Here is a 24,083-nt window from a genome sequence, read left to right on the forward strand (position 1 = left end):
GAACGCTCTGGCGCGCGCCTTCCGCGGAACGCTCTGGCGCGCGCCTTCCGCGTGCGCATGGGCTGCGCCCCGCGCGACTGGCTGGCGCAGCAGCGCGGTGACGCGGCGCTCAGCGGTTCGTGAGTTTGAGTTCGATTCGCCGGTTCTTGGCGTAGGCGGCGCCGGTGTTGCGCTCGTCGAGCGGGTGAAATTCGCATCACGCCGGAACAACTGGCGGAACTCCAGGTGGCGATCCGTCAACGGCTGGTCAGTCTGTTCGTGCGGCGCGGCCGGCTGGACAAGGCTGAGTCAGTGGCGCAGGTAGCTGGATGACGCTGTCCCGCCCGGAGCAGACAAAGCTCACGCGCGCCCAAAGGTTCTTCGCCATTCACTGGGACTGACCTGGTTTCTGCGCTTGAAGTGCTGACGCAGCGAGGTCGGGTTCTGAAATCCGACCAGGTCAGAGATGGCTTCCACCGGCAAGGTGGTGCTTTCCAGCAGCTCTCGGGTCCGCTGCAGGCGTTCGTTGATGAGCCAGTCTCCCAACGACATGCCGGTCGCCTTGCTGAAGTGGCGCGTGAACGTGCGCCGGCTCATGGCGGCGCGTTGGGCCAGCGCATCGACCGAGTGGACCTGGTTCAGGTGCTGGCGCAAATGGTCCAGCAACTGATTGATCCTGGCATCTTGCGTGGAAGGGGCAAGCGGCTGTTCAATGAACTGAGCCTGTCCTCCTTCGCGGTGAGGCGGCACCACCATCATCCGGGCGACTTTGTTGGCCGTTTTCTGGCCGTAGAACTTGCGCACGATGTAGAGGCAGCAGTCCAGGCCCGCCCCTGTTCCCGCCGATGTGATCAGGCCATCGTCATCGACATACAGCGCATTCATGTCCAGTTGCACTTGCGGAAAGCGCAGCTTGAAATCCTGCTCCGCCATCCAGTGTGTGGATGCGCGTTTGCCATCCAGCAAGCCCGCATAGGCGAGGACATACGCGCCGTAGCACAGCCCCACCACATGGGCACCCCGCTGGCGGGCCTGGCGCAAGGCGGCTATCAGCTCGGGCTCAGGACGCTCGGCCAGATCATGCCAACCGGGGATCACGACGATGTCAGCCTTGGCCAGCAACTCCAGCCCGCCATCGGGTTGGACGAACAAGGCCCGCTCGGCCGCCAGCGCGGTGCCGCCTGGCGTGACGATCTTCAGATCGAACAGCGCCTGCTCGGGCAACTGCGCACTGAAGATCAAGAACGGCACGCCAAAGTGAAACGGGCTGAAGTGCGGGTAGCTCACGAGGGCCACGAGGGGAAGTCGCTTTGACATGAAGCTCCTGGGTGAAGTGGCCCAATTCTTTCGAATATTGACGCTTGGGTCAATTCTACAAAGGGGCGAGAGACACGACCATGGAGGCCTCTTCAACTCAACGCGGGTGTCCCCCATGTTCTCGATGAAAGCTTTCACTCCCCTGCTGGTCTCGCTGTCGCTGGGCGCCTTTGCGGCAACCGCCTGGTCTGCACCGGCAACCGTCACCGGCACCTCGGTCAAAGTGCAGCAGATCCGTAACGCCACGGTGAAGATCGACTTTGCTGGCACGACCTTCCTGGTCGACCCGATGCTGTCGGACCAAGGGGCGTTCCCCGGCTTCCCGGGCACTTACCGCAGCGAACTGAGAAACCCCTTGGTCGCGCTGCCCTTTTCAGTGAAGGATGTGCTGGACAGCGTGGAAGCAGTGGTCGTGACCCACACCCATACAGACCATTGGGATGAGGCCGCTCAAAAGGCGATCCCCAAGAGCCTGCCGGTCTTCACGCAGAACGAAGCGGATGCCAAGCTCATTCGCAGCCAAGGCTTCCAGGACGTCCGCGTGCTCACCGGCTCCACCACCTTCAAGGGTGTGAAGCTGAGCAGGACCGGCGGTCAGCACGGCACGGATTTGTGGTTTGCCGACCCCGCGCGTGCGGCGTTCATGGGCCCGGTCATGGGGGTCGTGTTTGCGGCGCCGCAGGCAAAGACGGTCTACGTGGCGGGGGACACGGTGTGGCGTCCGGAAGTGGATCAGGCACTGAAGCTGCACAAGCCCGACGTGGTGATCCTCAACACAGGGAGCGCGCTCGTGAGTGGCTTTGAGGAGCATCCCATCATCATGGGCAAGCAGGACACACTCCAGGCCACCAAGGCAGCGCCCCATGCGGCCATCGTGGCCGTGCACATGGATGCGGTGAACCACATGTCACTCACCCGCAAGGCCCTGCGTGAGTTTGTGCAAGACCATAAAATTGAGCAACGGGTGCTGATTCCCGAGGATGGCGAAACCCTCCGGTTCTAAACTACTACGGTGCCTCGTCGTCAAGACCGGACACGGGGGACCAGAGACCGCTTTTGGCCGGCAGCAGCCCGTCGTTGCCTGATGGATCCAACCCCTCCGCTGCTATAGTGCAGTCGGCTTCTGACGTTCAGTGCAGCCGTCTTCTGAAAACGACAGGCTCAAGGCCAAGGAATTTATTGTAAACGTCGCATAAGTCCTAAGTTGTGCGACAGCTTGCCGCTGTCATTTTCAGAAGACGACTGCACCAATTGACGGGGCGTAACGCCAGATGTGCAGGCGACTCCTGACAACGCAATATCAGAAGTCATCTGCACCAATCTCGACTATGCTCAATACTCGTGTGCACCAAAGCGAGGTGTGAGCATGGCGTCAGACACATCATTGATTGCCGAGCAAGGCGTGGCCACCCTGCCCGATGCGGCTTGGGCGCAGGCCCGGCAACGGGCGGAAATCATCGGGCCGCTGGCAGCGCTTGATGTGGTCGGGCATGAAGCCGCCGATGCCGCTGCTCACGCGCTTGGCCTGTCCAGGCGGCAGGTGTATGTCCTAATCCGCCGTGCCCGGCAAGGTGCTGGGCTTGTGACGGACCTGGCTCGCAGCCGATCCGGCGGCGGAAAAGGCAAGGGACGCTTGCCGGAATCAGTTGAGCGCATCATCCGCGAGTTGCTGCAAAAGCGCTTCCTGACCAAGCAGAAGCGTAGCCTGGCAGCGTTCCACCGCGAGGTCGCGCAGGCTTGCAAAGCGCAAAAGCTGCGGGCGCCGGCGCGCAACACCGTGGCTCTGCGGATCGCCGGCCTCGATCCGCTCAAGGCCACTCGCCGCCGGGAAGGTCAGGATGCGTCCCGCAGCCTGCAAGGTGTCGGTGGTGAGCCTCCCGCCGTGACCGCGCCACTGGAACAAGTGCAGATYGAYCACACSGTCATCGACCTGATCGTGGTSGACGAGCGCGACCGGCAACCGATTGGCCGYCCRTATYTGACCMTCGCCATCGACGTGTTYACSCGCTGCGTRCTCGGCATGGTSGTCACGCTGGAAGCGCCGTCMKCYGTYTCGGTCGGCCTRTGCCTYGYGCATGYCGCCTGCGACAAGCGKCCCTGGCTGGARGGKCTGAAYRTRGAAATGGASTGGCCGATGAGCGGCAAGCCCAGGCTGCTCTAYCTGGACAACGCGGCCGAGTTCAARAGCGAAGCGCTRCGCCGWGGCTGCGARCAGCATGGCATCCGGCTKGACTATCGCCCRCYMGGSCAGCCGCACTACGGCGGCATCGTGGAACGGATCATCGGCACGGCGATGCAGATGATCCACGACGAATTRCCRGGGACGACCTTCTCCAAYCCYGRCCAGCGCGGCGASTACGATTCCGARAASAWGGCCRCCCTGACGCTGCGTGAGCTGGAGCGCTGGCTCACATTGGCGGTCGGCACCTACCACGGCTCCGTGCACAACGGCCTGCTCCAGCCGCCGGCAGCGCGCTGGGCCGAAGCTATCGCGCGGACCGGCGTGCCAACCGTCATCACTCGCACCACGGCTTTTCTGGTCGATTTTCTGCCCATCATCCGCCGCACGCTGACCCGCACCGGCTTCGTCATCGACCACATCCATTACTACGCCGATGCGCTCAAGCCGTGGATAGCTCGGCGCGACCGCTTGCCTGCGTTCCTGATCCGGCGCGACCCGCGCGACATCAGCCGCATTTGGGTGCTGGAGCCGGAGGGGCAGCACTATCTGGAAATTCCATACCGCACCTTGTCGCACCCGGCTGTCACCCTCTGGGAACAACGACAGGCGCTGGCGAAATTGCGGCAGCAAGGGCGCGAACAGGTGGATGAGTCGGCGCTGTTTCGCATGATCGGCCAGATGCGCGAAATCGTGTCCACCGCGCAGAAAGCTACGCGCAAGGCGCGGCGCGACGCGGATCGACGCCAGCATCTCAAGGCAACGGCAGTTCTTTTCAAAACCACGCCACCACCGGACGCGGACATGGCTGACCCGCAGGCAGACAACCAGCCACCTGCCAAACCGTTCGACCAGATTGAGGAGTGGTAGCCGTGGAAGAATATCCCATCATCGACTTGTCCCACCTGATGCCGGTGGCCCAGGGCTTGGCCCGTCTTCCGGCGGACGAACGCATCCATCGCCTTCGCGCTGACCGCTGGATCGGCTATCCGCGAGCAGTCGAGGCGCTGAATCGGCTGGAAGCCCTGTATGCGTGGCCGAACAAACAACGCATGCCCAACCTGCTGTTGGTCGGTCCAACCAACAACGGCAAGTCGATGATCGTCGAGAAATTCCGCCGCACCCACCCGGCCAGCTCCGACGCCGACCAGGAGCACATTCCGGTACTGGTCGTGCAGATACCATCCGAACCGTCGGTAATCCGCTTCTACGTCGCGCTACTTGCCGCGATGGGCGCGCCATTGCGCCCGCGCCCACGGCTGCCGGAAATGGAGCAATTGGCGCTGGCACTGCTACGCAAGGTCGGCGTGCGCATGCTGGTGATCGACGAATTGCACAACGTCCTGGCCGGCAACAGCGTCAACCGCCGGGAATTCCTCAACCTGCTGCGTTTCCTCGGCAACGAGCTGCGCATCCCGCTGGTCGGGGTCGGCACACGCGATGCCTACTTGGCGATCCGCTCGGACGACCAGTTGGAAAACCGCTTCGAGCCGATGATGCTGCCGGTGTGGGAGGCCAACGACGATTGCTGCTCACTGCTGGCCAGCTTCGCGGCTTCGCTCCCGCTGCGGCGACCCTCGTCGATTGCCACGCTGGATATGGCCCGCTACCTGCTCACGCGCAGCGAGGGCACCATCGGCGAGCTGGCGCACCTGTTGATGGCGGCGGCCGTCGCTGCCGTGGAGAGCGGTGAGGAAGCGATCAACCATCGCACGCTCAGCATGGCCGATTACACCGGTCCCAGCGAGCGGCGGCGGCAATTCGAGCGGGAACTGATGTGAAGCCAGCGCCACACTGGCCACTGCATCCGGCTCCCAGGGAAGGCGAAGCCTTGTCTTCGTGGCTCAACCGCGTGGCCCTTTGCTATCACATGGAGGTGTCCGAGCTGCTGGAGCACGATCTTGGTCACGGCCAGGTTGATGACCTGGACACCGCGCCACCACTGGCGCTGCTGGCGATGCTCTCCCAGCGGAGCGGCATCGAGCCGGACCGGCTGCGTTGCATGAGTTTCGCCGGCTGGGTGCCTTGGCTACTGGACAGCCTTGATGATCAGATTCCAGATGCATTGGAAACCTATGCGTTCCAGCTCTCGGTGCTGCTGCCGAAACTCCGCCGTAGGACACGATCCATCACGAGCTGGCGTGCCTGGCTGCCCAGCCAGCCGATACATCGCGCCTGCCCGCTCTGTCTGAACGATCCGGAGAACCAAGCCGTACTGCTCGCGTGGAAGCTGCCCCTGATGCTGAGCTGCCCACTGCATGGCTGCTGGCTGGAATCCTATTGGGGCGTGCCAGGGCGGTTTCTCGGCTGGGAGAACGCCGACGCCGAACCGCGCACTGCCAGCGACGCGATTGCGGCGATGGACCAGCGTACCTGGCAGGCACTGACGACCGGCCACGTGGAGTTGCCGCGCCGACGCATCCACGCCGGATTGTGGTTTAGGCTGCTACGCACGCTGCTCGATGAGCTGAACACCCCGCTTTCGACGTGCGGCACCTACGCGGGGTATCTCCGCCAAATCTGGGAATGCTGCGGGCATCCGCTGCGTGCTGGGCAAAGTCTGTGGCGACCGTATGAAACCCTGAACCCGGCAGTACGGTTGCAGATGCTGGAGGCGGCGGCAACGGCAATCAGCTTGATTGAGGTGAGGGATATAAGCCCGCCAGGCGAGCACGCAAAGCTATTCTGGTCCGAGCCCCAAACCGGGTTCACCAGTGGCCTGCCGGCGAAAGCGCCGAAGCCCGAACCCGTCGATCACTGGCAGCGTGCAATCCAGGCCATTGATGAGGCCATCATTGAAGCACGACACAACCCCGAGACGGCACGCTCGCTGTTCGCGTTGGCTTCCTATGGTCGGCGCGACCCCGCTTCCTTGGAACAGTTGCGCGCCACCTTCGCGAAGGAAGGCATCCCCCCGGAATTTCTGTCACATTATGAGCCTAGCCTACCCTTTGCATGCCTTAGACAGAATGACGGGTTAAGTGACAAATTTTGACGTGCAGAGCTTCCCGATGCAAACTGTCACATAATCGAACGTATATGTGACAGGTACAAGATGCTGATTGGCTACATGCGAGTATCGAAGGCGGATGGCTCCCAGGCGACGGACTTGCAGCGCGATGCGCTGGTCGCGGCCGGTGTTGATCCGGCGCATCTCTATGAAGACCAAGCGTCCGGAAAACGCGAGGATCGTCCCGGTCTGGCGAGCTGTCTGAAGGCACTACGGCCAGGCGACACGTTGGTCGTTTGGAAACTGGATCGGCTCGGGCGCGACCTGCGCCATCTGATCAATACCGTCCATGACCTGACCGGACGCGGCATCGGCCTCAAGGTGCTGACCGGGCACGGCGCGGCCATTGACACCACGACCGCCGCCGGCAAGCTGGTCTTCGGTATCTTCGCCGCGCTGGCCGAGTTCGAGCGCGAGTTGATCGCCGAGCGCACCGTGGCGGGCCTGGCCTCAGCACGGGCACGCGGCCGGAAAGGCGGCCGGCCGTTCAAGATGACCGCCGCCAAGCTGCGGCTGGCGATGGCGGCAATGGGGCAGTCAGAGACCAAGGTCGGCGACCTGTGCCAGGAACTTGGCATCACGCGGCAGACCCTGTATCGGCATATTTCACCCAAGGGCGAGCTACGTCCAGATGGCGAGAAGCTACTCAGCCGAATTTGATGCCGACATGAGGCGACGTAGCGAAAGCGTGGTTTGTCTCAATTTGACGGCGGCGAACCGCAAGCGTTCGGTTCGCCGCTCGTTTCGGTCGCAGTGCTGGCCCGCGCCTGGAAACGTTGATAACACTCCAGCCCGCAGAAGTGCTCGACGTACTCCGCGCCTTCCGGTGTGAAGGCGGCATCGAGCGGAATTTCCTTGCAGCACACGCAGCAACTGGTGGCGGTCGGATCATTTGCATTCATGGTGGCACCCCTCCATTGACTGACGAAGACGGCGAATGCCGCCGCCGGCATCGGCTTTGCGAACAGAAAGCCTTGCCCGCGCTCGAACGCTTGGGCCCTCCGCCGTAGTCCATCCATCCGGCCGGGAAGCGCTCATGATCTTTCCCTGAATGCCCGCAACGCCCGCGCCAGTGACAGAAGAAACAGGCCGGTCAAACCGAGCGCCGTGATGACCCAATACTCGACAAGGAATGCACCGGCGGTTGTGCCGGCCAGCACGGCAGCGAGGATGGACAGGTGGCAGGGGCAAGTCAGCACGGCCAGCGTGCCCCACAGGTAGCCGGTGAACGGTTTGTGCGTCTCGGCCGGCATGCGCTCGGGGCTGTTCATGGCAAACTCTCCGCATGCTGTGCCGGCGCGGTCGGCATGGCGGCCAACTGCACTTCCAGATTGGCCAACGCTTCGCGCCGGCGTTCGACGAACTGACGCAGCACAGCAAGCTGCGCGGCAGTTTCATCGCAGTTCGCCGCATCCAGCGCCCGGCACAGCCGCGCCAATGCGCCGAGGCCGATGCCCGCCTCGAAGGCGGCCCGCACGAAGCACAGTCGCTGCAAGGCGGCGTCATCGAACAGGCCGTAGCCACCCGTGGTGCAGGCGACTGGCCGCAGCAATCCGCGCAGCAGGTAGTCGCGCACGATATGCACGCTCACCCCGGCATCAAGGGCCAGCCGGGACACCGTGTAGGCGTTCATCGAACACCTCCTTTTGGTCGGTTCACGGCAATGCATATACCGTTTCGCCGAGTTCAATCCGCGCGCTGCGAATCCGATGCCGGTGCCGTAGAACATTGGGTCGATATCCGATCACGGTGTCCTAGATGACATGGTCTGCAACAGATGTCGATTAAACTCCTGGCCCAAGCCGAAAGCCTCGTGGACACTGACGATCGCCAATCCTTCCAATCCTTGATGCTTGGAGGCCCAGTCTTCCGCCGTCGGGACAGATGCAAAGAAATGTACATGGCAACAGAAGGACTGACGAACGTCGGCTGCTTCCTGCGGCAATACCAAGGACACCGCCATGCCGGCAGGTTCGACAGCCTGTATCTCGCTGGGTGAAACCGTAAGCGAAACGGGTGCTCCAGTTGCAGCGCAATGCGACGAGACGCGAGCTGTACGGCCGATTAACGCCGGGAGCATCAGGGTGTCCAGCGCGCACCAGGCATACAGCCGGCGGTTGTCAATTTCCAAGACATGCGACGTCTCGCGCAAGGTGAGGACATAGCCGATGATGTTCCCATCGTTGTCGTATTCGGTACTGGTGGCTTGTTCGAGCACAGCCGCCACTTGCTCAGCGGGCCAGCCAAGAGTCCTGGCAAGCGTAGTTCGCGAAATCGGGCGTCCCTTGGCAAGTTCACCCAGTAGCGCGACCAAGAACTCCGCAAAACCTTTGGGCCGGTTGGTCGGGGTGAGACGTTCTAAAATATATGGGGCGAGCTTCATGGTTCCATCTCCTATTTGAATTGGATAGCGTAACCTTACTTCCGTACTCATGTACGGAGTCAAGCGGTATGGAAAATAATTTGGAGAACCTGACCATTGGCGTTTTTGCCAAGGCAGCCGGCGTCAACGTGGAGACCATCCGGTTCTATCAGCGCAAGGGCTTGTTGCCCGAGCCGGACAAGCCCTATGGCAGCATTCGCCGCTATGGCGCGGCGGACGTGACACGGGTGCGATTCGTGAAATCGGCCCAGCGGTTGGGCTTCAGCCTGGATGAAATCGCCGAGTTGCTGCGGCTCGACGATGGCACCCACTGCGAGGAGGCCAGCAGCCTGGCCGAGCACAAGCTCCAAGACGTGCGCGAGAAGATGGCCGATTTGGCGCGCATGGAGGCTGTGCTGTCTGACCTGGTGTGCGCCTGCCATTCGCGGCAGGGGAATGTTTCGTGTCCGCTGATTGCGTCGTTGCAAGGTGGAACGAGCTTGGCAGGGGCTTCCACAGCTTAGCGTGCTTTATTTTCCGTTTTCTGAGGTGCCCCCAAGATGAGGTGGTGGCGTGATGCATGATCTTTGTATTGTGCAATACAAAGAAAGATTCCAAGTGCTTTTCCTAGCCGTGGCTCACTCGTAGAGCGCGACCCGAGCCCCATGCCCTTCGATCAAGGCTGCGATCGTTGGCTCTATACGGCGTATACTGTATGAAATTACAGTGTCTGGATTTTCTTATGCCGAACGCGCACAGTCTTCCCCCCATGGAGCCGCGCCCCATCGAAGGGACTTGCTTCGTCACTGCAGGCGATGCATGTGTCCGTGCTGGCTTTCCATCACCAGCCGCTGACTTCGCTGCAAAGCGCATCGATCTAACGACAGAGCTCATCAGCCATCCACAGGCCACCTTCCTGCTGCGCGTCGCCGGCAGTTCGATGTGCGAGGAAGGGATTGATGACGGCGACCTCATCCTTGTAGATCGGGCGATCAAGCCACAGCACCGGCACATTGTCGTGGGCGTTGTGGACAATGATTTCACTGTCAAGAAGCTGCACCTGGTCGGCGGCGTGGTGCGGCTTAAGGCTGGAAACCCAACCTACCCAGACATCGTTCCGCGCGAGGGGCAGACCCTCGAAATTTGGGGTGTCGTGACCGCTTGCATCAAGCGATTCAAGACCTAGGCGAAGGAACTCTCGATGTACGCTCTTGTTGACGGCAACAATTTTTATGTGTCGTGCGAGAGAATTTTTAGACCCTCTCTCGTCGGCAAGCCGGTGATCGTTTTGTCAAACAACGACGGCTGTGCCATCGCCAGGTCTAACGAGGCGAAGGCTATCGGCATCAAGATGGGGCAGCCTTGGTTCGAGATCCAGCATCTCCAGCTCACACATGGGCTGATCGCCCTCTCAGCGAACTTTGCCCTATATGGTGACATAAGCGACCGCATGATGAGCGTGGCTGCAGGGCTCGGCCCGGCGCAGGAGATTTATTCAATCGATGAGTCGTTCATCGGTGACCTCGATGGCATACGCGATCTCACTCGTCGCGCCTGCGCCGTGTGCGAGCGGATCTTGCAGTGGGTGGGCATTCCATGCTGCATCGGCATTGCCGAGACAAAAACCCTGGCTAAATTGGCGAATCACATCGCAAAAGATGCGGAGCGCAAGCCAGGCAGCTACCCATCGGACTTGGCCAGGATCTGCAACCTGACAGAGCAGTCTGCTCAACGTCGGCAACAGCTGTTGCATGCAACAGCTGCTGCGGATGTATGGGGTGTCGGCCGTCGCATTGCGTCACAGCTGGCAGATGGCGGCGTTCTGTCGGCTTGGGAACTTGCTCAGTTGGACCCCAGCACAGTTCGCAGACGTTGGAACGTGACGCTGGAACGCACTGTGCGTGAGCTCCGCGGCCAGAGTTGCATTGAGCTTGACGTTGCGCCGGCACCGAAGCAAATGATCGCGTGCACCAGGTCCTTTGGGCGATCGGTGACGGCACTGCATCAGTTGCTCGAAGCGATCAGCGAATATGCAACCCGTGCGGCAGAGAAATTGCGCGAGCAGGATGGTCGCGCGAGTCAGCTGCAGGTTTTCGTGCACACATCGCCACACCGGCCTGGACCACGCCTCTACCGCTCAACGATTGTGCCCATGCGGCCGACGGCCGACACTCGCCAGCTTGTGTCTGCGGCGGTAGCCGGCATGCGTTCAATCTACGAGCCGGGCTATGACTTCGTGAAGGCAGGAGTCATCTTGCTAGACATTTCGGGGCCTGAGGTACAGCAGGCGGATCTACCGCTTGAAGAAGTTTCAACACGTGATCAGAGCCGCTTGATGAGTGCGATCGACAGCATTAATGCGCGCTTCGGGAAGGGCGCAGTCCATGTAGGCAGTGCTGGCAATACTGGAGACACGAGAAGTTGGCAGATGCGCCAAGAGCGGCGCACTCCCAGGTACACGACTGAAATTGCAGACATTCCAATGGCGCGCGCATAGTTTATGCAAGGCCAAAATGTTTAAAATTCCAATCTGCAATTGATATACAATTGCAAAGCATGAATTTTTTACATTAGCGATCTTCTATGAAAAGAGTACGGTTTATAACAATTTATACTTTTGTCTTATTTTTGGGAAGCGTCGGGCCAGCATTTTCAAATGAATTTGATGATTTGCAATTCCCTAAAGCTATCTCTTCGTTAAGTGGAGCAAATAGAAGTATGATCTGTAGGGATATTGAGAAGTTAGCTAACAGTCTTATGAATAGCCGGCAGAAAGGCTCTCAGACTCTAAAGCAAACGATAAATGGTATACGGAAGTTTTCTGAAAGCAAGGATGAGATGGAGCTTTCCGAGAGACTTGCTAAGTTGGCATATTCGCAGTCAATAAAAAAATCTGGTGATGAGAAAATTGCTGAAGTATTCCGTTTTGGTGAAATTATTAAGGCTAAGTGTTTAGTTGCTAAATGAGCGTTCAATCATCCAAGCTTCAACGCTCTACTGCAATTTTGAACTGGTTTTCCATATTGAATTGTCCTGAATTTCACCATCTTTTGGTTCTTGTCGTAAAAATATTCGACGCGATTTTGCTTGTCGCCGCCACTGCGAAGCATGCAATAGTTAGGTAGGTCGGTAAATTTGTACCCCAACATTGGCCAAGCTAATACACGCATTCTACACAAGACAAAAATATCATGTGCAGAGGCGCCGTTCTCAGCAGTTTCACAACGATCGCTGCCGGCAGCATCAAACATTGTGAATATTATTCGCTTACCATTATCTCTAGCATCTCCGACTAACGTGAATGCGGGCAACTCCTTAGAGTTGCCGGAGAGATGTGCAGATAGCTCTTTTGACCAGATTTGCTGGAGGATTTGGCGTTCCTCTTCAGTGCCTGTTGATGCAAAGTTAATGCTATTAAAGACAATTTCCCGCATAGGAATCCACAGGTGCGGGTCAGCGCCTTGAGATGCAGCCGCAGGCACTCCTGTGAGAAAAATAGCAGCAAGGGTCGAGTGGAGAGCGTTTCTAAGATGCATTGTTGATGGGGTATGAGGAGTGAGACAGACGGAGGAGACTTTACAATCCTGCTTGCAAGCGTTACGATCTGTCAACCGGGCACGAAGTTGCCCAGTGTTGATTGCTAAGCATCGATCAGCTTGGCGCATGGAGCAAGGGTTCCGTGTAGTCTGCGGTTTGGGCTTGTACGCCGCACCGGGGCTAGTGTGGTCTGCTACGTGAGACTTCTTGAGGAACACCATGCTGAACTTCATTATCAAATTTGTTTTTGCACTGTTCAAATTTGTTGGCAGGATTTGCCTGATCATTTTCGGATTGATATTTTCTGCAATGGGAAATGCAATCACTTCTTCATTTACTGAAGAAGAGGTCAATGCTGATGCAGATGATCACACAACATTTGTAAACGACAAATATAGCGCTATGCAAGCCTTCGCAGCGGGAGATTGCGATGAATTTGAGCTTGCACATTTTTGCGCAATTGATAAAAAATAAGATTGCTATCGCATCTTTTTTGCGCCTCTAAGTGCGCCAGATTTGGTCGATTGCGCTGATCCTGTTGCCATTGAAGTTCCACCCTTCAGAGTTTCTACACCTATTCCCATAGTGTAGCCAAGCCAACCCATCATGGTTGTCCAAATGGCGGGCAATCCAATGAAAAGCAGCATCAGAAGGATGTTTAAAATCATCCTCTTGTACAGCTGAGGCTGTCCAGAACTGAAAACCTGCGTGACCTCTTGCATTATTGCATTCCCCGAGAATCCAGGGTACATGGCCTCAATAAGACGCGCATCAATCCAGCGCGCCACGAACCACATCACAGCCCAGAATTTCACAGTGAAGATGGCCATGGCCCCATAAAGCATCATCTTTAGATCATAGCCGCTAAGAAATACAATAAGCGGTAAAAACATGTATAGCGCCATAAGCACTAACGCCTGAACCATAGGCAGCGCGTTGAGCAGAGGAATCATGGCCAAAGAGGCATCTAACGCCTTATTGGCAACTCCAAATGTACTGGCAGCACCAACGATAGATCTGCCGAAATTAGTTGCCTTGCCGTAGTCGTCACCCATAATTCTGTCGGGTGAGACGTAAGTTGGATTCGCTTTCTCGAAACCCAAGCGTGCCACGCTGTCCTTTGCCTCATCGGCATTGGCGAATGTGAGGGTGTTTTGCACCTTCTGAGTTAGGTTTCGCCAGGTACTGGTGTTGTTGATCAGGCGATCGCGCAGGCCGGTCGATGCAGATTCCCACCATTGCGTGCAGGTGGGTCGGCCCCAGTCAGGGTTGACATATCCGTGCTCTGGCGTGCCTTCAGGCGCCGGCGTCTGGATGTACTCGACGTCGCGCGAGAAATCGATCGCCCAGCCTGGCACCGGGTTATAGGAGCGCATGTTGGGATAAAAGCCTGCCTCGGTGCGATAGAACTGGCTGCCGACCCAGTCCACATCGGTCGGGCCGTAGCCGCTGCCCTCGGCGAGCAAGGCTTTGCCGGTAGGCGAAATCTTGCTCTTGTCCATGGCCAGGTACTGGCTGCGCGCAGGGATGAAGCACTCCGAATAGAAGCGCTGCAGGTCATAGAGCAGGCCCGGATCTTCGATCGTCGCCATCCTGGCCATGTCCTCAATCACGCGGAGGTCGCGCCCGGCATTGCTCAGGCCGGCGCGGAAGGCACCATTGACACCAGAGCTGATTGCCATCGTGGAGTACCACCACAGCGGCACATACGACAGGTTGCCAGCCTTGCTGAATGAGCCGTTGACGGCATCTGCCATGGCTGTGTCATAGCCCGACCTGGTCCCGCCTTTGAGCGATACCGGCTGGGGTTCCGACCCATCGAAACTGCGCGCAGGCACATAGGTCATGTTGACGTTGTGCAGCGACGTGATCGGGGTGGTGGCGAAGCACATGGACATCACGAAAAGCGCAGTGATGATCCGGGTCTGGACGGACTCCAGCAGGGACCTCACGCCCTCAAATCCTTGGCCGCGGTCCTTGGCCTCATGCCATGTTCGGAAGACGATCAGCGCGAAGGGCAGGGCCACCAGGCCGGTGCCGACGATGATCTCGCCGATCAGGTTGGCGAACGCCCAACCGTACATGGTCGTAAAAAGCTCCAGATAGCTATCGAGCTGCATGATTCGCTCCGGGATCAGTTGAACCAGCCGAGCACTGCCCGGCCAAGGTTGCCAGGCCCGATGGGCAGGGCGATGAGATAGAGGGCCAGGAAGCCGGCCGCGCGCCAGCGCATCAGGAGGATCTCGCGGTGCTCTGCCTTGCTGACAAAGCCACGGCGCCGTCCCCAGGCCACCACACGCCGCCAGCGCGCAACGATCCAGATGCACACGAGGGTCTGGCCTATGGCGCCCAGGCGGGAAGCGTTGCGAAACCAGGCCATGAGCTCCAGCACCTGGGCGGGGGCCAAGCGGATCAGCACGCTGGCCACCAGCGTGGCGATGGCCAGCAAGCCGATCGCACAAAGGAGCCAGGGCATCCAGCCACGGAGCCACCAGGGGGCTCGCTGTGTCTTGGCCTGGTCAGCACTCTGGACATCGATGTCGTGAGCGTCTTGAATCATCGCGGAGCTCCCACGTGGCCATCGACCAGGGGTGCCCGGTCTGCACGACCGCCGCCGGCGGCGCCTGCGGCTGCCGCCCCAGCCGCCAGCTGGTTCTGCATGATTGCCAGCGCTGTGTCGCCAGTCATTTCCTTGCGGATGCGGAACTCAAACATCATGTCGTCGATGTACTGCGTCAGCCGGTCGATGCGCTGCTGCACTTCGTTGTTCACTTGCTTGGCGGCCGTGGCCTGGGGCAGACTCATGCCCGAGATCAGCGCATTGCGCGCGATCAGCGCCTTGTCGATGACCTTGTGCATGGCGATCTCCTGGGACAGGCGATTCACGGCCACCGAGCGCATATCCGTGGGCAGCTTGCGCACGGCATCCATGAGTTGGGGGCTCACCGCCATGCCGGGTGCGCTGACCTTCGCCAAGTCGGCTTGGCTTGCCGTCTCTGCCATGGAGAGGGTCCGCATCGTGGGCAGCACGCCTTCAAGCTCCTGCTCGTACTTCGGCGCCAGGCCTGTGGCGGTGACAGTGGCTGTGGGGTTCGGGCAGCTGGCGTCCTGGGTGCAGAGATAGATCTTCTGGTCGCCCAGCACCTCGGTGCTCCACTTGGCGAGATCCTCGGGAGCCTTGAAAGCTTGGACCAGCCGGGTCGATGACAGGGAGGAACTGCCGTAGTTGGCCGTGGCGATGGTGCTGGCCGACTTGTTGATCGTCACGTTGTAGCCGGCCACGGCCAGGTCACGGATGGGCTGAATAGGGGCGGTACCGATGCCTCCGGCGCGGGAGCCGAAAACCCAGTCCAGGCCCTTTTTCTGAGCTTCCTCGTTCTTGTTGATGTCCACCTTGGCCTGCACCACGTCGCCGGACAGCGAGGCTTTGATCTTCCACGCGTCGCCCTTCGCCAGGGCGATGTAGTCCTCGTAGGGGTCCTTGCCGGACTTGATCATCGACTCCATCTCTTCGCAGCTTTTGAGTGAGGAGGCGACCAGCAGATCCGCCTTCTGGCTGAAGTTCTGAAAGAGCTGATACAGGCCCGGTTGGGCGCGCTGCAGGAAGTACAGAGGCAGGGCGGCGATGCCGGCCTGCACAGCCCCGGCGACCGTGGCACCGAGGTTCTGGATGCTGTTCATCAGCGTGGACCAGGACATGCCGATGTCGAACTTGCCGCAGGAATAGTTGGCCCGCACGCCAGCGCTGAGCTGGGTGGACAGGGAGCCCCGGTTGGGCGCCATGCCGCTGGGCGAGCCGCCGCCCATGCGGTAGTACAGGCTAGAGGACGAAACGGGCTGTGCTTGCGCGGGCACGCTGAGGGCGGTCAGCGCGCAGGCCACGGCGACACACGAGATGGCCTGCAGCGCCTTGGGCTGCCGGCGAGATGAAGCAGTCATCGGTGATCCTTCAGGGAACGGAGAAGAGAAAAATGCCGCGGCGCTGGCAGCAGATGTAGTGCTGCCAGAGGTTCCAGGCGTAGCCATCGGCTGGATCTGTCTGGCCGTCGCCGAAGGTCGTGAGTGACAGGGAGTCGTTACCGCCAAACGTCAGGCAAGAGGAGGCAGGCCTCGGATGCAGCATCTGCCACTGATGACCACGGCCGCCGAAGTAGACATGGCTGCCGCCGGACGGCTCCACCTTTGTGTAGATGTGGGGCTGGGCCGACTTGTAGATGATCGAAGCGATCCGCTCAGCCAGCACCGCCGAGGCCTTCACGGGGTGCGACTGAATGATCTCGCCGGTACGCGGGTAGGTCGGCCCCCAGGTCTGGGTGTAGCCGCTTCCGACTTCTCCGAGGCCCGGCACCCACGACTGCGGATACAGCATTTCCAGCGGAAGCACGCCGCGCCAGAAAGGGGCATCGATCTCCGTCTGGATGTGCAGTCCGAAAAGCGTGGCGCCGCCAGGGCAAAAAAGCATGGACCCGCCCGTGGCGCCGGACACCATGCTGCCCAGCTGCTGGAAGCCTTCCAGCCCTCCCTGGATCTGCTGCACGGTTTCGGCGATCTTGATGACCTGGCCAATGCCCTGGATGGACTTCATGATGGTCTGCAGGCTCTCCAGCATCTGGGCGGGTGCCTCCAGCATCTTCTTGGCGTCCGAGGCGACCGTGTTCGCAATGTCCGTGGGCACCGATGCCCACTGGCGGCCGATGTTGGGCAGCTCCTGCGTGGGGAATTTGGCCAACTCGGTGACGGACGGAATGGTGAGCGTGGTGGGCATGGAAACGCTGCCGCCGGCGACCATGGCCGCCAGCGCACCGGCTGGGTTGCCGATGGCATCGGCACTCTTGTAATTGGTCATGGCAGAAGGCGTATCCAGGCCTCCTGCGGACGAATCAAGGGTTCGGCCGATGATGGAAGAACCTGCGGCCGTCAGCGTGGTGGCCACCAGCGTCCCGAGATCGGCCCAGGGGTGCATCAACGGGTCGTTGTAGGTGCTGACAACCACGTCTGGCACGTAGTGGCTGATCTTGATACTGGTCTCGATCCAGCAGAAGGTGAGCTTGCAGCGCAGGAAGAAGCAAACACCTTCCACCATGTACGACACGCAGGAGGGCGCGGCTGCAGCGGTGTAGCCGACCACACCTGGAGTCGTTATGGCGTTCGCGGGAGCAGGGGCCAGCGCCAGGGTCATCGATGTCACCGCTGCAGCGACCGACGAGAGGAGGGCTCGCCGCCCCGGCCGGCGTTTTGTGCGTGTTTGGCGTGTAGGGCGCGTAGAAGGGACTGGGCTCATCGACGGCCTTTCGATTGGAGATACAGACCGACAGCGTGGTCCACGTCGGCCACCCCGTAGATCACGGAGCTCCGGTTGATGACGATGGCCGGCAGGCGATCGAGGCGGTAGTGGATGGCCAGCGACATGCCGTTGGCAGCATTGACGATCTGGTCCTTGTAGCGGGCACGGATGTTGGCCTCCTGCTGCAGCATGTAGGCCTTGGCCTGGGCCTCATCCATGGGCAGGCGGATGCTCATCTGCTGGCTGACCTGGGCCATGGCATCGAGCCGGAAAACGCGCAGCGCGTAGGGCGTGTTCTGCTGGGCCCGGACATGAGTGGCCGAGTTGGCGAACACCTCGACCGAGGTGACCGCAGCAGGACTCTGTGCGGCGGCGCCGGCGGCGGCCATGCTGAGCAGGGCAGTGGCTAGGATCTGCTTCATGCCCGCGCCTCCGCCAGCTGCTCGGCCACCTTGTATGCGGCCTCGACCATGCTGCAGCCATGCTCCTCCATGATTCGGCGCCGCTGGGCTTTCTCGTGGCCTTCTGTCATGGCCAGGGCGATGGGGAGCGCCGGTGGCACATTCCTGAATAGCCATTGGCCAAGCGCGCTGATCAGCACGCCCTCGGTGTACTTGGGCGGCTCCTTTTTTGCGGATTCCATCATGGCCCGCTGTTCGGGCGTGAGGTTGCGGAACCGCGCCACTTCCTGGATCTCGGACTTGTCCATCGTCAACAGCATCCAGAACTCGCACATGGAGAGCACGCGCTCCATGGAGTCGGGGAAGTCGCGCAAATTCTGGGTGGCGAGCCAGAACCAGATGGAGAGCTTGCGCCACATCTTCGTGGCCTTGGCCAGCTTAGGGCCGAGCAACTCATTCGTGGTGATCAAGTGGCCCTCGTCGGTGAGCTTGACCAGCGGCCGGCCCTCGGCCTGGTACTTCTCACCGCGCGATTGCACAGAGTCGATCAGGCTGGAGTATGCCAAGGCCAGGGCATCGCCATAGCCATCCTTGGTGAGCGTGCCCATTTCCACCAGCGTCACATCGGCATCGGGCCAGTCGACGCCATAGGTGTTGAACAGCGTGCCGCGCAGGCCGATGGTGAAATTCATCATCGCCTGCCCCATGTCCTCAGCGCGGCTCTGCCGTTGCGAGGACAACGAGGGGTCGCGTTGCATGTCCATGAGCTCCAGGGCCACGTCCTGAGTCAAGGGGTGCTTGCGTTGCTCCTCCTTCGCCCGGACGGCTGCCCTGATGATGGCCCGGGACACCAGGTATCGATCGGCACGGGACATGCGATCGACTTCTGCCTTTTCGCCGCCGGTGATCATGAGGATGGCCGAGATCAGCATCTCGCCCATGAAGTCGCGCTTTTCGTCTTCCTCGTCTTCTTCGGCCGAGGTGTCCGCCAGTTGTGCCGGCGCGAGAGCCGGGCTGTTCAGCGCGTTTTCTACGGACGCCATCAAGGGCGTGCCATCCGCAGCCTCATCGACCGTGACGCCGACGCCGACGCCGGCCGAGGCACGAGCTCGCTCTTCGGCTGCATGGTAGGAGCCCATGATGTCCTGGTCTTCCAGCAGCTTGAATGCATGGACGAACGGGGGCAGCGACTCCTGGCAGTCGGGAGACAGGGTGACGCGGTGCACGCTCAGGCCCTTGGCCGCCATGTCGGCCACCAGCAGATCGAAGGATTCGCCGGCATCGACGATCACCATCCGAGGGCGGTGGATGGCCATGGTCATCATGGCCAAGTAGTTGAGCGTGGCCGACTTGCCCGCGCCGGTCGGCCCGAGCGTAAGCATGTGGGCGTTCTTCTTGCGATCGCGCTTGTTCAGGGGATCGATCCACAGCGGCTCACCGCCACGGTTCCAGAACCAGAAACCCGGGTGGGGCGTGCCGCGCGAGCGACCATAGACCGGCATCAGCGCGGCGATGTGACTGGCGAACGTCAGGCGAGAACGGCTCAGGTACTTCTTGTCAAAGTCCACATCGAAGTTGAACGGCAGTGCGCGCATGAACGTGTCCAGCGGCACCAGGTCCTGGCGGGGATCGATGAACCGCAGGCCCGATGGCCCCAGCAGCGCATTGGCCTCGGTGACGGCCTTGTCCAGCTCGGCCTTGTCGCGGCCGGTGAGGTACAGCGTCATCATCATCGGGAAAAGCTTGTCCCGATTGCCGATCATGTGGTGCAGCACACGCTCGCACTCTGCGTGTGTCTCCATGGCCTGGGGCGTGTGGGCACGCGACTTGTCGCGGATGCGTGCGATCTGCTGCTCGACATGGTCCTGGCGCGAGATCACCACGGTCATCGACAGCATGGAACCTGCCGGCAGTCGATCGAACCGCGCGAAGGATTCTTTGCCTGTTTGGGTCTCGGCCGAGAAATGCCCAATGGACGGCTCGCTGCGCATGTTCTGGAGCGTCAGCGCCTTCACAGGAATGCCATCGAACTCGAAATAGCCGCCAGCGTGGTCGGCGCGCGGCTGGGACAGGGAGAGCGATTCGGCCAGGTCCCAGTCGAACATCGTGGCTGGCTTGGGACCGGGATAAGGGTAGGTCTTGAGCAACTCTCCCGGTGTCGGCGCCCACGGCACATCGCGGTTGAAGAAGGGCAGCAGCCACTCATAGAAGTCCTTGCCGTCGCAGCGCCTGGCCGCGATGCCCGCTTCGTTGAACGTGGCCATGAGGGTTGTGGCCACGGCTTCCATCTGCTGCTGTGCCGAGCCAGGCTCGGACGGGGCTCCGGTGAATTTTCGGTAGATGCAGCAGCGCACACGCCGCTGCTGGCCGCGCCAGACCTGTCCGGTGACCTGCGTGTCCGTGAACAGGCCCTGGGGTCGGGAAGCCTGCTCCAGGTGCTTGCGGAACTCCTGCAGCACCGACTGGGTGTAGGCGGAATTGATCACTTCCTGGCCCCGCGCTGGGTTGTCCTTGTGCTGGCTCAGCACGTAGTCATGAAGGTGCTGTTGCAGCTGCTCGATGTTGCGGTCGTCATTGACAAACCACTGCACGATCCAGGGCGTGGTGTCGGATTCGGGCAGGGCCGTGATTGCTTCGCGCACCTTGTCGCAGCGCTCTTGCAGGTAGCTCAGCGGCTGGGCCTCGGTGGCCACCGGATCGAGCTCGAACATGGCGCCCCAGGTCGCGCCGTCGCGCATCACGAAAACCTGCTCGCCAGGCGAGTAGGTCACATAGGGCAGCATCTCGGTGAAGGAGGGCGGGCGCTGCGCCATGCGCTGGCGATCTCCCACGGTCATCGGTCGCTCAGCTGCAGGAGCGGGCACACTGCGTGCTGCTTGGTCGGCAGTAGGCGTGGGCGCGGAAGAGGGCGGTGTGGACGGGGTGGACGAGGTCTTGGCCTTGCCACCAAGGATCAGATCGAGGATGTTCATCAGCGGGCCTCCCCGCCGCCGGCGCGGCCACTGAATGCGGCGCGGCCGCGCTGCAGATCCTCGGTGGATTCTCCAGGCATGGCGTACTCGGTGGATTCGTACATCGGGAAGACGGTCACGTAGCCCGGCACCGGGTATTTGCCCCTGGCCAGGTGCGGGTAGACGACCATGACCAGGTCAGGGTTGGCCACACGCGCGAAGCGCTGCTGCATGGGCTCCAGCGCCGACCAGTAGCGGGCTGTGTTGCCATCAGCCTGGGCAATTGGCCTGGCCTGAGAATCGCGTTCCAGCCGGTCGCGTGCGGTCTCCTTGGCCGAGGCCTGCCTGGCCCCCTGCTCAGCCCCCTGGGCGACTCCCTGGCCGGGCAGGTTCTTGCCACGGTAGATGTCCAGCAGCGTCGGGCTGTCCTTGGTGACTTCCTTGAGCGGAGATTCGCGTGGACCAGTGACGGAACAACCGACGAGGGTGGTGGCAGCCAGTGCACAGGCCAAGAGTCGGGTGATGGGAAAAAACTTATTCGAGGCCATAGCGGGCTCCTGACAGGGCATTGGTGGCTTGCGTGCGATGCACGACCTTGCGGGGATTGACGGGCTTGTCGATCGGGATCTCGCGGTCCAGATGGACGACCAGCTGGGCGCCGGAGGGCGTCACCACGGCGTCAAAGCTGCTCTTGAGTCGCTCGGTGAGCCAGCGCGTGAGCTCTTCTGTGGCCGCTGACCCCATGCGGCCCAGCGCGAAGCTGCCGGCGTTGCCCGTGACAGAGGCCGAAGTCGAGTCGCCGCGGTTGAGCGTGGTGGTCTGGGCCTGTGCCAGCGCCTCGGCCGCGACGCCCAGGCCCTTGGCGCCGATGATGTCCGTGAGATAGGTGGGCGCATTGGTCACGAACTTGCCCTGGATGCAGGGGTTGCCGTGCAGGTCGCTGATGAAGCCAAGATCGGCATTCGTTCCCGAGGACAGGCCCCCGTTGGTCGATGAGCCGCTGCGGCGCGCAGACACCGTGCGGATGACGCCGTCGTTGAAGACGAACGTCATGCTGCGCACCTTGCCCTCGGTGCAGGACAGGGCCATGTCGCCAATCGCCACGCCGGTGATGATCATTCCGGCCAGATCCTCAGGCAGTTCCCAGCCGTTGGCCGCCAGGTTGTCGCGCCCCACCATGGCTTTGAACTGCATGGGGTCGGTCACGCGACCGTTCACGGGCACGCGGCCGATCAGGCTGGTCATGGCCGTCACGCCGGCCAGCGTCGAGTTCTCGGGAAGTGTGTAGTAGGGCTCGGGTTCGGGCTTGACGGCAGCTGCAGCCTGCGCTGCGCGCGTTGCAGAGCCGCCTTGGCCTGCAGGGCTGGGAGCCACCTCAGCTGCTCCCGGCGCACGCACATAGCGCGTGGTGGACTTTCCATTGGCCGTGCTGGTCTGCTTGGTGTAGCCCATGGGCGCGAGCACTTCGTAGCCCGACCCGGAGCCGCCCATGTCGAACGCTGAGCCAGCGCCTGCCCCATAGGAGCCCTGCAGGGGCGGCTGCGAAGCACCTGCAGGGCGGGGAGCACCGATGTTGCCAAAGGCATCGGAGGCGTTGCCCCAGGCATTGGCGATCACATCGACGGGGCCGGCACCTGGCTGGCCGGAACCCGTGGTTGTGACAGGCGCAGAAGACGTGGAAGTCGCTGCTGCAGAGCCGCCATTCATCGAATTGCGCTGCTGCATTTCACGGTTTTCGCGAGCGAGTTGCTCGTTGAACTGGATCACTTTCTGGACGTCCGAGCGCAACTCGCGGTTGCTGGCTGCCACCGTGGCCAGGGTCTCGGCTGCAGTGTCTTCGTCCGCGCCGGCCGTAGCCGGCAAGGGGACAGCAGCCATTGGTGCGGCGGCCGGTGGCGCGCTGCGGCCCATGAGGAAAATGCTGACCACGCCCGCGAGCGTCAGAGCCCCGAGGATGGGGATGAGTTTGTTTCTGGGTACTGCCATGATTTCCCCTTACAGGCACGACTCGAAGGAGCGCTCGCAGACCAGGTAGATGGCCGTGGTGTCGGTGTCGGAGCCGGCGGGGCCGAGCCGTCCGTGCTGGGCCGTTGCCGCGATCCAGCGGCCGCGCACGCTCTCCAGCGGCACCTCCAGCGCGAAGCGCGATTTGTTGGTGATGCGAACTGCCGTGACGTACAGCGCGCCGCCCTTCCACTGGCCGACAGGGGCTGCGTCCACGTTGGCGCCGCGCAGCAGGGCCGGCACAGGATCTGTGCTCACCGCCACTTGCATGACACCAGGTGCAGCGTTGGCCAGCCGGCGCGGGGCATAGAGCTGGCGTGCTGCGTGGCGTGTCAGCTGCACCATGTCGATACCCGCGCCTGCAGCTGCAGACGTGACCTCGTCTGCAGAGCGGGGCGAAGGATTGGGCACGCTGCCGGGCTCGATCACGGACACCTGCAGCTCGCCTTTGGAGGAAGTCGCGCGGGCAGGCTTGTCTGCCACTGCCACCAGATCCATGGGGATCTGCTGGCCGCTGTCCACGAGCTCGGCCACGATGCGGATGGGCACGAAGGGCACCAGCGCGGTCACATAGATCGTTCCGCCGATCGACTCGATGCGGGCCACGGCCGAGATGTCACTGGGCACATGCAGCAGGGCATCCGATGGCAACGTGACCAGGCGCTCCTGGCCCACGGTCAGGTTCACACGCACGGGCTCCCGGGCGAACACTGTGCGCTCGGCTGGGCCAGACGCAGTGCCGCTGAGCGGGGCGGGGCCCACGCGGCGCAGCGTGGCCTGGGCCGCTGCGCTGCGCGCGATCGAGCCGCGCGCTGCAGCTGCCAAGGGCGCCGGCACGCTCATGCCGGCGACGGTGCTGCCTGCTCCAGAGGAGGCAGCCTGGCCCAGATCGATGTTCTCGGCAGGCTGGCCAGCCTGGACATTTGGCTTGTCGTTGGCGAATTCAGGTGGCGGACCTGAAACATTCAGGGGCTCAACCTGCTGGGCGAAAGCGCCCTGCAGGGGCTGGAACAGCAGCAGGCCAGCCAGGCCGCATGCGAGGATTTTGCGGTGTTGCAT

At 61.4% G+C, this 24,083-nt stretch carries 27 protein-coding genes; 10 read left to right on the top strand and 17 right to left on the bottom strand.

Features of this window, described 5'->3' with window-relative positions:
- Positions 1-339 precede the first annotated feature (339 nt).
- The gene (locus GRX31_RS16995) at positions 340-1,296 is read right to left on the bottom strand and encodes a GlxA family transcriptional regulator (protein ID WP_034367474.1); all 957 of its coding nucleotides are present in this window, start codon (positions 1,294-1,296) and stop codon (positions 340-342) included.
- A 115-nt stretch (positions 1,297-1,411) separates the two neighbouring features.
- On the opposite strand from GRX31_RS16995, the gene GRX31_RS17000 reads away from it, so the two are divergent.
- Positions 1,412-2,299, top strand: a complete 888-nt coding sequence (locus GRX31_RS17000) for an MBL fold metallo-hydrolase (protein ID WP_232776335.1) — start codon at positions 1,412-1,414, stop codon at positions 2,297-2,299.
- Positions 2,300-2,677: 378 nt separating this feature from the next.
- Here GRX31_RS17000 and GRX31_RS31195 read toward each other — a convergent pair whose 3' ends face one another.
- Both GRX31_RS31195 and GRX31_RS31200 read right to left on the bottom strand, forming a co-directional pair.
- A complete protein-coding gene (locus tag GRX31_RS31195) occupies positions 2,678-2,812 on the bottom strand; it encodes a hypothetical protein (protein WP_442874087.1) in 135 nt (44 codons plus the stop codon).
- A gap of 126 nt (positions 2,813-2,938) precedes the next feature.
- Complete coding sequence (locus tag GRX31_RS31200) at positions 2,939-3,199, bottom strand: hypothetical protein (protein WP_442874088.1); 261 nt, start codon at positions 3,197-3,199, stop codon at positions 2,939-2,941.
- 366 nt (positions 3,200-3,565) lie between these two features.
- Between GRX31_RS31200 and GRX31_RS31205 the strand changes: the two genes are divergently transcribed.
- The 4 genes from GRX31_RS31205 to GRX31_RS17020 are packed head-to-tail and all read left to right on the top strand — an operon-like array spanning position 3,566 to position 7,145.
- Positions 3,566-4,345 (top strand): Mu transposase C-terminal domain-containing protein, encoded by a 780-nt coding sequence (locus GRX31_RS31205; RefSeq protein ID WP_442874089.1) that lies wholly within the window; start codon positions 3,566-3,568, stop codon positions 4,343-4,345.
- Positions 4,346-4,347: 2 nt separating this feature from the next.
- Positions 4,348-5,256, top strand: a complete 909-nt coding sequence (locus tag GRX31_RS17010) for a TniB family NTP-binding protein (RefSeq protein ID WP_160853841.1) — start codon at positions 4,348-4,350, stop codon at positions 5,254-5,256.
- The gene (locus GRX31_RS17015) at positions 5,253-6,470 is read left to right on the top strand and encodes a TniQ family protein (protein WP_011405615.1); all 1,218 of its coding nucleotides are present in this window, start codon (positions 5,253-5,255) and stop codon (positions 6,468-6,470) included. Before GRX31_RS17010 ends, GRX31_RS17015 begins: the two co-directional genes overlap by 4 nt.
- A 60-nt stretch (positions 6,471-6,530) precedes the next feature.
- A complete protein-coding gene (locus GRX31_RS17020) occupies positions 6,531-7,145 on the top strand; it encodes a recombinase family protein (protein WP_010981357.1) in 615 nt (204 codons plus the stop codon).
- Positions 7,146-7,183: 38 nt separating this feature from the next.
- On the opposite strand, the gene GRX31_RS30585 is transcribed toward GRX31_RS17020, so the two are convergent.
- From GRX31_RS30585 to merB, 4 genes are all read right to left on the bottom strand, one after another.
- Positions 7,184-7,387: a DUF3330 domain-containing protein gene (locus GRX31_RS30585; RefSeq protein ID WP_005413391.1), complete on the bottom strand. Its 204-nt coding sequence runs from the start codon at positions 7,385-7,387 to the stop codon at positions 7,184-7,186.
- Between the two features lie 132 nt (positions 7,388-7,519).
- On the bottom strand, positions 7,520-7,756 hold the full coding sequence (gene merE, locus GRX31_RS17030; protein WP_005413392.1) for a broad-spectrum mercury transporter MerE: 237 nt from the start codon (positions 7,754-7,756) through the stop codon (positions 7,520-7,522).
- On the bottom strand, positions 7,753-8,118 hold the full coding sequence (merD, locus tag GRX31_RS17035; RefSeq protein ID WP_000995361.1) for a mercury resistance co-regulator MerD: 366 nt from the start codon (positions 8,116-8,118) through the stop codon (positions 7,753-7,755). The genes merE and merD overlap by 4 nt, the downstream gene beginning before the upstream one ends.
- Positions 8,119-8,229: 111 nt before the next feature.
- The gene (gene merB, locus GRX31_RS17040; RefSeq protein WP_011405612.1) at positions 8,230-8,868 is read right to left on the bottom strand and encodes an organomercurial lyase MerB; all 639 of its coding nucleotides are present in this window, start codon (positions 8,866-8,868) and stop codon (positions 8,230-8,232) included.
- Between the two features lie 68 nt (positions 8,869-8,936).
- Between merB and GRX31_RS17045 the strand changes: the two genes are divergently transcribed.
- The 4 genes from GRX31_RS17045 to GRX31_RS17060 all read left to right on the top strand — a co-directional run bounded on the left by GRX31_RS17045 (position 8,937) and on the right by GRX31_RS17060 (position 11,814).
- A complete protein-coding gene (locus GRX31_RS17045; protein ID WP_010981353.1) occupies positions 8,937-9,371 on the top strand; it encodes a mercury resistance transcriptional regulator MerR in 435 nt (144 codons plus the stop codon).
- A gap of 245 nt (positions 9,372-9,616) precedes the next feature.
- Positions 9,617-10,033, top strand: a complete 417-nt coding sequence (locus GRX31_RS17050; protein WP_043792153.1) for a LexA family protein — start codon at positions 9,617-9,619, stop codon at positions 10,031-10,033.
- Between the two features lie 15 nt (positions 10,034-10,048).
- Complete coding sequence (locus GRX31_RS17055) at positions 10,049-11,344, top strand: Y-family DNA polymerase (protein ID WP_160853845.1); 1,296 nt, start codon at positions 10,049-10,051, stop codon at positions 11,342-11,344.
- 86 nt (positions 11,345-11,430) lie between these two features.
- Complete coding sequence (locus GRX31_RS17060) at positions 11,431-11,814, top strand: hypothetical protein (protein ID WP_160853847.1); 384 nt, start codon at positions 11,431-11,433, stop codon at positions 11,812-11,814.
- A gap of 8 nt (positions 11,815-11,822) precedes the next feature.
- On the opposite strand, the gene GRX31_RS17065 is transcribed toward GRX31_RS17060, so the two are convergent.
- On the bottom strand, positions 11,823-12,512 hold the full coding sequence (locus tag GRX31_RS17065) for a hypothetical protein (protein WP_160853849.1): 690 nt from the start codon (positions 12,510-12,512) through the stop codon (positions 11,823-11,825).
- Between the two features lie 91 nt (positions 12,513-12,603).
- Here GRX31_RS17065 and GRX31_RS17070 point away from each other — a divergent pair, with 91 nt between their 5' ends.
- Positions 12,604-12,858 carry a hypothetical protein gene (locus GRX31_RS17070; protein WP_160853851.1) on the top strand — a complete coding sequence of 85 codons (255 nt, stop codon included), beginning with the start codon at positions 12,604-12,606 and terminating at the stop codon, positions 12,856-12,858.
- A 5-nt stretch (positions 12,859-12,863) separates the two neighbouring features.
- Here GRX31_RS17070 and GRX31_RS17075 read toward each other — a convergent pair whose 3' ends face one another.
- From GRX31_RS17075 to GRX31_RS17115, 9 genes are all read right to left on the bottom strand, one after another.
- Entirely contained in the window at positions 12,864-14,504 is a 1,641-nt protein-coding gene (locus tag GRX31_RS17075) for a conjugal transfer protein TraG N-terminal domain-containing protein (RefSeq protein ID WP_160853853.1), read from the bottom strand.
- A gap of 14 nt (positions 14,505-14,518) precedes the next feature.
- Entirely contained in the window at positions 14,519-14,944 is a 426-nt protein-coding gene (locus tag GRX31_RS17080) for a hypothetical protein (protein ID WP_141832166.1), read from the bottom strand.
- A complete protein-coding gene (locus GRX31_RS17085) occupies positions 14,941-16,323 on the bottom strand; it encodes an integrating conjugative element protein (RefSeq protein WP_160853855.1) in 1,383 nt (460 codons plus the stop codon). The genes GRX31_RS17080 and GRX31_RS17085 overlap by 4 nt, the downstream gene beginning before the upstream one ends.
- 10 nt (positions 16,324-16,333) lie before the next feature.
- The gene (locus tag GRX31_RS17090) at positions 16,334-17,563 is read right to left on the bottom strand and encodes a TraU family protein (RefSeq protein WP_160853857.1); all 1,230 of its coding nucleotides are present in this window, start codon (positions 17,561-17,563) and stop codon (positions 16,334-16,336) included.
- A 98-nt stretch (positions 17,564-17,661) separates the two neighbouring features.
- Positions 17,662-18,090 (bottom strand): TIGR03757 family integrating conjugative element protein, encoded by a 429-nt coding sequence (locus tag GRX31_RS17095; RefSeq protein ID WP_016446105.1) that lies wholly within the window; start codon positions 18,088-18,090, stop codon positions 17,662-17,664.
- Entirely contained in the window at positions 18,087-21,041 is a 2,955-nt protein-coding gene (locus GRX31_RS17100) for a conjugative transfer ATPase (RefSeq protein WP_202396614.1), read from the bottom strand. The genes GRX31_RS17095 and GRX31_RS17100 overlap by 4 nt, the downstream gene beginning before the upstream one ends.
- Entirely contained in the window at positions 21,041-21,568 is a 528-nt protein-coding gene (locus tag GRX31_RS17105) for a TIGR03751 family conjugal transfer lipoprotein (protein ID WP_160853859.1), read from the bottom strand. Before GRX31_RS17105 ends, GRX31_RS17100 begins: the two co-directional genes overlap by 1 nt.
- Positions 21,555-23,006 carry a TIGR03752 family integrating conjugative element protein gene (locus tag GRX31_RS17110; protein ID WP_160853861.1) on the bottom strand — a complete coding sequence of 484 codons (1,452 nt, stop codon included), beginning with the start codon at positions 23,004-23,006 and terminating at the stop codon, positions 21,555-21,557. The genes GRX31_RS17105 and GRX31_RS17110 overlap by 14 nt, the downstream gene beginning before the upstream one ends.
- Positions 23,007-23,015: 9 nt before the next feature.
- Positions 23,016-24,083, bottom strand: a complete 1,068-nt coding sequence (locus GRX31_RS17115; RefSeq protein ID WP_160853863.1) for a TIGR03749 family integrating conjugative element protein — start codon at positions 24,081-24,083, stop codon at positions 23,016-23,018.

It is taken from the genome of Delftia sp. CH05, assembly GCF_009827015.1.
GTDB classification, from domain to species: domain Bacteria; phylum Pseudomonadota; class Gammaproteobacteria; order Burkholderiales; family Burkholderiaceae_C; genus Comamonas; species Comamonas tsuruhatensis.